Genomic DNA, 7,665 nt, shown 5'->3' with positions numbered 1-7,665 from the left:
CCGGTCCGTTTCGTTCCGGCCGCGTCAAGGTGTGAGCGAGGTACGATGCCGGCCGGAGAATGTCAAGCAGCCTTGCCGGCAGGAACCGCAGCCGGCGAAGCAAACCGCAGGATTTCTGGCGCGAAGCCCCTGCAATCACTGTGGATAACCGTTGCGCGGCACCGCCGTGGAATCGCACCCGGCACCGGATTCGGCGCAATAAAAAAGCCGGCCCTGCGGCCGGCCTTCACGCTGCGCGCCTGTCGGCCGCATGATCGCACCATGCCCGCACCTGCGGCGGGGGGAAGAAACCGCCGTCGCAGAAGCGGGCCTTGCGCCCGGCCGGCCGCGCACACGGCGCGCCGCCTTCAGGCCTGCGGGCGAAACACACCCGTGACCGGGTCGCGCACCAGCGTGACGCCGGGCTGCGGATGCTTCACCGCCTCTGCCGCACGGCGGGTTTCGGCCATGCGCTCGTCGACCCGCGCCATCTCGCGGCGCACGAACTTCCAGCCCACCACGGTGGCGGCAATCGCGGCCAGAACAATAAACTGAGGCATTTCCCGTCTCCTTCCGCCGCCGGCGGGTCTCACAGCCCGTATCGCGCCCAGAGCGCCCGTTCTTCCGCCGCCCCGGCCAGTGCCTGCGCCGCGGCCCCGCCGGCGCGCGCCGCCGCATCGGCGGCAAGGCCGCCCGGCCGGCGCTGCCAGGGCCAGCGGCGCCCGCCGCCGACCTGAACCGGCTTCACCGCCGCGCCATAACGGCCGCGCAGATCGGCGCGCAGATCGCCCAGCCGGTCCACGAGGCCCAGTTTCAGCCCCGTCTCGCCCGTCCAGAACAAACCGGAGAAAAGATCGGGCTCATCCGTGGCAAGATTAGGACGCCGCGCCTGCACCAGCGCAGTAAAGCCGGCATGGATCTCGCGCTGCAGCGCTTCCAGATGGCGGATGTCGGCGGGATCTTCCGGGCGGAACGGATCGAGGATCGCCTTGCGCGCGCCGGCGGTGTGGACGCGACGCTCCACCCCGAGCTTTTCCAGAAGACCGGTGAAGCCGAAGCCCTGCGAGACCACGCCGATGGAGCCGACCACCGAAGCGGCATCGGCGACGATCTCGTCTGCCGCCGCGGCGATCATGTAGCCGCCGGAGGCCGCCACATCCTCCACATAGGCGATCACGGCCTTGCCCTCTTCCGCAGCCAGAGCGCGGATACGGCGGTGGATCAGGTGCGACTGCACGGGCGAACCGCCGGGCGAGTTGACGATCAGCGCCACGCATGGCGCGCGCTTCATGCCGAAGGCCCGCTCCAGCGCCGGGGCAAGACCGGCCAGCGTCACGCCCGGCCGCAGCGGCGCATCGATGCCGATGGCACCGGAAATGCGCACCACAGGCACGATCACCGGCCGCGCACCGAAGCGGCCGGGAAGATAACGTCGGATCATGCCGAACACCGGCCCCGCCTCCCGCTGGCATCCCCGGCGCCGTGGCCGCAGGAACATGGGGCAAGGATAGAGCCGGAACGCTGCCGCCGCCAGCCGTCGCAGGCTGCCGGCGGCAGGGCTGCAGTGCGCAGGCGCCTCGGTGACGAGTGCCTCAGTAACAGGCGCCTCAGTGATAGCTCTGGCCGGGCAGCACCTTGCCGCGGAAGGTCCAGTACACGAAGGCGGTGTAGGCCAGAATGATCGGCAGCATGGCAACCGCGCCGATCAGCATGAACATCTGGCTGTCGGGCGACGCCGCCGCCTGCCAGACATCGAGCGTCGGCGGCACCAGATAGGGAAAGGTGGAAATGCCGAGGCCCGCGAAGCACAGCAGGAACAGCGCCAGCACGCACACGAACGTGCGCAGGCCCTTGTCGCGCTCGATGCCGCGCAGCGCGATCCACGCGATCAGCAGCGTCAGCAGCGGCACCGGCCAGAGATACCAGATCATCGGCACGGAGAACCACCGCGCGCCGATCCACGGCATGGCGAGCGGGGTCCACAGGCTGACGACGGCAATGAAGGCGATCAGCGCACCGAACAGCGGACGGGCGAGATGGCGCGCGGTCTCATGCACCGGCCCCTCGGTCTTCACCATCAGCCAGCCGGCGCCCAGCAGCGCATAGCCCGCCACCACGCCCAGACCGCACAGGAAGGCGAACGGCCGCACGAACTCGAACGGTCCGCCGGCGAAGGCCCCGTTCTGCATCGGCAGCCCTTCGATGACGGTTCCCAGCACCAGCCCCTGGCAGAAGGCTGCCACCGTTGAGCCGCCTGCAAACGCCACTTCCCAGCGCCCGTGATGCGGCTTGGAGACGTGGCGGAACTCAAACGCCACGCCGCGCAGCACCAGCGCCAGCAGCATGATGACCACCGGCAGGTAAACCCCCGGCATCACCACCGCATAGGCCTGCGGAAAGGCGATCCACAGCGCGCCGCCACCGAGGATGAGCCATGTCTCGTTGCCATCCCAGTAGGGCGCGATGGAGGCCATCATCTGGTCGCGGGCGGCCTCCCCACGATGGAACGGGAAGAGAATGCCGACGCCGAGATCGAAGCCGTCGAGCACCACGTAGAAGCCGATCGCGACAGCGATGAGCAGACCCCAGATGACCGGCAGATAGAATTCCATGAAGATCATGGTTGCCTCACTCCCCCGGCTGGCTGATGGCGCGCCCGGCATCGTGGGCGGCAGAAATCGGGCGGCGCAGACCGCTGTCGTCGATATGGATATCCACCGGCCCGCGTTTCAGCAGGCGATGGATGTAGGTCACGCCGGCCGCGAACACGATGAAATAGACCAGCATGAACAGCACCAGCGTGGTGAGCACGGTTGCCATGGACAGCGGCGAATGGGCATCGGCGGTGCGCAGAATGCCGGTTGCGACCCACGGCTGGCGGCCGACCTCGGTCACGATCCACCCCGAGATGACCGTGAGGAAGCCGATCGGCCAGACAAAGCTGACGGCACGCAGATAGGGCCCGGCGCTGAACAGCCGCCCGCGCCACCACTGCCAGGCACCGAACAGCACCGTGGCCATCATGATCGCCCACAGGCCGACCATGATGCGGAAGCCGAAGAAGGGCGGCACCAGCGGCGGCAGGTCATCGGCCGGGAAGGTGGAAAGGCCCGGATAGGTGCCATCCCACGAGCGCGTCACGATCAGGCTGCCGAGGTGGGGAATGGCAATCTGATAATCGTTGGTGCGCGTCGCGGCATTGGGAATGGCGAACACCACCAGCGGCACGCCGGCGCCCGGCTTATCGTCGCCGCCCCAGTGGCCCTCGATGGTGGCCAGTTTCACCGGCTGGTGCACGCGCACCGATTCGCCCGAGGCATCGCCGATGAAGCCCTGAATGGGCACCAGCACGATGAGCAGGCCGAGGCTCATGCGCACCGAGGTCTCGGCCATGTCCATGAAACGGCCCTGCAGCCACCAGCGGGCGCCGGTGGCGAACACCACGAAGCCGGTGGTGATGAAGGCCGCCAGCACCATGTGGAAGAAGCGCAGCGGGAACGTGGGCGAGAAGATGATCTGCAGCCAGTCGTGCGGATAGGCGATGCCGTCGCGCACGATGTGGCCGGTCGGATGCTGCATCCACGAGTTCGCCGACAGAATCCAGAAGGCCGAGAAGCAGGTGCCCAGCGCCACCAGCAGGCAGGCGACAAAATGCAGCCACTTCGGCACCCGGTCCCAGCCGAACAGCATCAGGCCGAGGAACGTCGCCTCAAGAAAGAACGCCGTCAGCACCTCGTAGCCGATCAGCGGCGCGATCACGTTGCCGGCGACCTCCGCAAACCGGCTCCAGTTGAGGCCGAACTGGTACGACAGCACGATGCCCGAAACCACGCCCATGGCGAACGAAACGGCAAACACCTTCGTCCAGTAGCGGGCAAGGCGGTCGTAAAGCGGATTGCCGGTCGCCACATTCAGGCCCACGAGCGTGGCAATCCACGCCGAAAGACCGATCGTGAAGCTTGGAAAGATGACGTGAAAGACGACCGTGAAGGCAAACTGCAGGCGGGATACCAGAACCGCATCGAGTGCATCGAGCATTGTGCTTTTCCCTCTCCCCTGGGATTCGTCATGCGCGAGCGGCCTCAGGGCCCCGTTGCACGAACCGGACAACGCACCTTCCGCGCGTCGCCCGTTGCGCGGCAGCCCCATGGTGCGGTCCCCGGCGCCGCCTGACAAGCCGCCGCCACCGCGCCGCCAACGGCCGCAGCCCCCCGCGGCGCGCAGCCAAAGGCAGCGCCGGCTACCGGACCGGCCCCGCCGGAGCGCAACCGCCGGCCGCGGCCTGCACGCACTCAAGTGCCGGCAATAACAGCATGTTTTTGACTTTACTCAAATGTGGATCTGCGCCGGCAGAGGGCTCTGCGTGCCGGCCGGCCGCTTTCGGGCCCCGGCCGCGCAGCACCTTCGCCGTGGCACAAAGACGCGCCATAGCCTGCGATCCGGCCGGCCGATCAGCAAAATGTGAGGTCAGCGCGGCGCCGCGCCACCGGCCAGCGCGGCACGGATGGCGAGAAAATCGCGCCACACCAGACGCTTCTGCGCCGGCTGCCGCAGGAGATAGGCGGGATGCAGCGTCGCCATGGCGCGAATCGGATGCCCCGCGCCGGTATAGTCCATCCACCGGCCGCGCAGTTTCAGAATGCCGTCGCTGCTGCCGGTCAGCGCCTTGGCCGATGCACCGCCGAGAAACACCAGAATATCGGGCGAAACGAGTTCGATCTGCCGCGCGATAAACGGCTTGCAGATCTCGGTTTCCTGCGGGCTGGGCGTGCGGTTACCGGGCGGCCGCCAGGGCACGACATTGGCAATATAGACCCCGGACCGGTCGAGCCCGATGGCCGCCAGCATGCGGTCGAGCAGGCGCCCGGACCGGCCGACAAACGGCAGGCCCGCAATGTCCTCCTCGCGCCCCGGCGCCTCGCCGACGAGCATCAGCCGCGCCGCCGGGTTGCCGTCGGCAAAGACCAGCCGGGTTGCCGTCTTCTTCAGGTTGCAGCCGTCGAAACCGGCGAGAATGGCGTGCAGTTCCTCAAGTGTGGCAGCCCCGGCGGCGAGCGCGCGGGCATTGGCGACGGCCATATCGTCCGGCACCGTGGCGGCGCCGGGCACCATGACGGATGCCGCGGGCGCGGCCGGCAGGGCCTCGCGCCCCCGGGCCGGCCCGCCGGGCGGCAACGGCGCCGACCGCTGCCCGGCCGCCGCTCTGCCGCCGGACGGGTCTCCGCCGGAACGCTCCGTTTCCGAAGATGCAGCCCGATCCGCTTCCGGGGCCCCCGCCGCCGGCCCCCGCTCGGGCACCGGCGCGGCCAGCCAGTCGAACGGCCGCTCGCCGACGACGCCGTCCACGCCCATCGCGGCATACCACTCCATGAGAGCGGCGAGCGCGGCCTGCCGGTCGTCGCCCAGTCGGGCGCGTTCGGCCGGGGTCATCGGGCGGTCCGCCTGCAGGTACGCGCCATGCCGGTTCAGGCCCCGATGCGCGACAGCAGCGACGGCGGCACCTGAAGCGCCAGCAGGGCGCCGCCCACCCGGCTGCGGCCCGCCATGCCGGCCCGCGAGGGCACCCGCACCGCGGTGTGCAGCATGCGCACGCGGCTGCGCCCGATACGGCGGATCAGGTCGATATCCTCATAGCGCGGCACATCGCGATGGCCGCCAAGGCGCTCGTAGAGCACCCGCGGCAGCAGCAGGGCCTGCTCCGCCACCGGCTGGGCAAAGAGGCGGCCCGCCAGGGCGTGGCGCATTTCCGCCAGCCGCGCGCCCGCCCCGATCTCGTCGAGCTGCAGGCGGAAGAAGGCGGCCACATCGCGCCCCTGCCCGGCCCGCTCAGCGCGCTCCGCAAAGCCGCCGGCCTCGTTCTGCCACCCGGCCTCCAGCACCGCGCCCGGCCGCAGAAACAACAGCCACCCGCCGCGCCGGCCCGCCGCCGCCCCCGCCCGCAGGCGCTCGGCCAGCGTCCGGCGGTCCTGAACGATGAGGCAGCCGGAATCGTCGGCAATCTCCAGCGTGCCGTCACCCGAGCCGGTATCGACGACCACGACCTCACGCACCACGCCCTCGGCCGCCGCCGCGACCAGCGACGACAGCGTGTAGGCGAGGCTCATCTCACTGTTGGATGTCGGAATGACCACGGTAATCATTGCTCTTTCTTACACGCTTTCCGCCGCACGGGCGAGAGGCCGCGACCGCCGGGCGACCGACATTGTTCTTGTTCCGTTCGTTTATCGCCGCTATGATGTTCGTGTTTCGTTTCACTCCGTGCCGTTCGGGCGGCACAGGCTGAACAGGGGAGCGCGGCCCATGACGGCCCGGGTCCAGCACAGTCGCGAATCGCAGATGCCGCCCCCGGCGCTTTTCCCGGTCGCGGAGCCGGCGGCGGGGCCGTTGCGGACACCTGCGTCTTCGTCCCGCCCGGCGCCGCCGCGGCTCAACAGCCGCCCGGCCGAGCCGCCGAGGCCGGCCGACGATCTGCCCGGCGAGGGCTGGGGCGAGGCACCGCCCGAGTTCACCATGGCGGTCACGGCACGCAATCTGCGCGGCCGGGGCGCAGGGCTGAACCCGAGCGGCCGTTTCGAGACCGAAGTGCGCGAAATGGCGGTCGCACTTCACGAACCCGCCGCCGGCGAGGACGCGCCGCCGCCGCTGCGCACCGAGGTGCGCGAGGAGCGCGCGAAGACGGCGATCACGCGCAACACCTCGCCCGATATCGGCTTTGACCGGTCGGTCAATCCCTATCGCGGCTGCGAGCACGGCTGCACCTATTGTTATGCCCGGCCGATGCACGCCTATGTCGGTCTTTCCGCCGGGCTCGATTTCGAGACCCGGCTGTTTGCAAAAACCAACATCGCCGAGGTGCTGGAGCGCGATCTGTCGGCGCCGGGCTACAGCGCCCGCACGCTCGCCCTCGGCACCGCGACGGATCCCTATCAGCCGGTCGAGCGTGAACGCCGCCTGACCCGCGCGGTTCTGGAGGTGCTGCAGCGCACCGCCCATCCGGTCGCCATCACCACCAAGAACGCGCTGGTGACCCGCGATATCGACCTGCTCGCCCCCATGGCGGCGAAGGGGCTGGCGAAGGTGTGCATTTCCATCACCACGCTCGACCGCGCGCTGGCCCGCTCCATGGAGCCGCGCGCCTCCACGCCTGCGCTGCGGCTGGAGGCCATCCGCGCGCTCAGTGACGCCGGCATTCCGGTTGTCGTGATGGTGGCGCCCATCGTGCCGACGCTGACCGACCCTGAAATCGAGCGCATTCTGGAGGCCGCTCACGCCGCCGGTGCCACGGAGGCCGGCTATGTGATGCTGCGCCTGCCGCTTGAGGTCGCCGATCTCTTCAAGGACTGGCTGGTGCGGGAACAGCCGGACCGCTACCGCCGCGTCATGGCCATCGTGCGCGAAATGCAGGGCGGGAAGGATTATGACAGCCGCTTCGGCAAGCGTATGTCCGGCGACGGGCCTTATGCGTGGACCATCGGGCGCCGCTTCGAACTGGCCTGTAAGAGGCTGGGGCTCAACCAGCGCAAACTGCGGCTGCGCAGCGACCTGTTCGAGCCGCCGGCCGCGCAGCACGCCCAGCTGAGCCTGTTCTGAGCCCACCCCGGCCGTGGATGGCCGGTGCCGGAGAGAGAGCCTGCGGCACGGAGCGCCGGCTCCGCCGCTTCCGGGCGCACTGCCGGTCCGGCCGGA

General features: G+C 69.5%; 7 protein-coding genes. 1 reads left to right on the top strand and 6 read right to left on the bottom strand.

Annotation, left to right across the window (positions count from 1 at the left end; translation table 11 throughout):
* Nucleotides 1-347 precede the first annotated feature (347 nt).
* From V7067_RS12880 to V7067_RS12855, 6 genes are all read right to left on the bottom strand, one after another.
* Nucleotides 348-539 (bottom strand): hypothetical protein, encoded by a 192-nt coding sequence (locus V7067_RS12880; RefSeq protein WP_334176305.1) that lies wholly within the window; start codon nucleotides 537-539, stop codon nucleotides 348-350.
* A gap of 29 nt (nucleotides 540-568) precedes the next feature.
* Nucleotides 569-1,420, bottom strand: coding sequence for a S49 family peptidase (locus tag V7067_RS12875; protein WP_334176304.1), 852 nt, complete (start codon nucleotides 1,418-1,420; stop codon nucleotides 569-571).
* A gap of 166 nt (nucleotides 1,421-1,586) precedes the next feature.
* A complete protein-coding gene (gene cydB / locus V7067_RS12870) occupies nucleotides 1,587-2,600 on the bottom strand; it encodes a cytochrome d ubiquinol oxidase subunit II (protein ID WP_334176303.1) in 1,014 nt (337 codons plus the stop codon).
* 7 nt (nucleotides 2,601-2,607) lie between these two features.
* A complete protein-coding gene (locus V7067_RS12865; RefSeq protein WP_334176302.1) occupies nucleotides 2,608-4,017 on the bottom strand; it encodes a cytochrome ubiquinol oxidase subunit I in 1,410 nt (469 codons plus the stop codon).
* Between the two features lie 429 nt (nucleotides 4,018-4,446).
* Entirely contained in the window at nucleotides 4,447-5,409 is a 963-nt protein-coding gene (locus tag V7067_RS12860) for a uracil-DNA glycosylase family protein (protein ID WP_334176301.1), read from the bottom strand.
* A gap of 35 nt (nucleotides 5,410-5,444) precedes the next feature.
* Nucleotides 5,445-6,119 carry a glycosyltransferase gene (locus tag V7067_RS12855; RefSeq protein ID WP_334176300.1) on the bottom strand — a complete coding sequence of 225 codons (675 nt, stop codon included), beginning with the start codon at nucleotides 6,117-6,119 and terminating at the stop codon, nucleotides 5,445-5,447.
* Nucleotides 6,120-6,489: 370 nt separating this feature from the next.
* On the opposite strand from V7067_RS12855, the gene V7067_RS12850 reads away from it, so the two are divergent.
* Complete coding sequence (locus V7067_RS12850; RefSeq protein ID WP_334176299.1) at nucleotides 6,490-7,569, top strand: PA0069 family radical SAM protein; 1,080 nt, start codon at nucleotides 6,490-6,492, stop codon at nucleotides 7,567-7,569.
* Nucleotides 7,570-7,665 lie beyond the last annotated feature (96 nt).

Source organism: Pseudoxanthobacter sp., from assembly GCF_036822375.1.
GTDB lineage: Bacteria > Pseudomonadota > Alphaproteobacteria > Rhizobiales > Segnochrobactraceae > Pseudoxanthobacter.
Note: the sequence above shows the minus strand (reverse complement) of the source record. Positions and strands in the feature narration are given on the sequence as shown.

Excerpts from the sequence above, each read along its gene's own strand:
- V7067_RS12865 (WP_334176302.1), bottom strand. The coding sequence starts at position 4,017 with ATGCTCGATGCACTCGATGCGGTTCTGGTATCCCGCCTGCAGTTTGCC.
- V7067_RS12860 (WP_334176301.1), bottom strand. The coding sequence starts at position 5,409 with ATGACCCCGGCCGAACGCGCCCGACTGGGCGACGACCGGCAGGCCGCG.
- V7067_RS12875 (WP_334176304.1), bottom strand. The coding sequence starts at position 1,420 with ATGATCCGACGTTATCTTCCCGGCCGCTTCGGTGCGCGGCCGGTGATC.
- V7067_RS12880 (WP_334176305.1), bottom strand. The coding sequence starts at position 539 with ATGCCTCAGTTTATTGTTCTGGCCGCGATTGCCGCCACCGTGGTGGGC.
- V7067_RS12855 (WP_334176300.1), bottom strand. The coding sequence starts at position 6,119 with ATGATTACCGTGGTCATTCCGACATCCAACAGTGAGATGAGCCTCGCC.
- cydB (WP_334176303.1), bottom strand. The coding sequence starts at position 2,600 with ATGATCTTCATGGAATTCTATCTGCCGGTCATCTGGGGTCTGCTCATC.
- V7067_RS12850 (WP_334176299.1), top strand. The coding sequence starts at position 6,490 with ATGGCGGTCACGGCACGCAATCTGCGCGGCCGGGGCGCAGGGCTGAAC.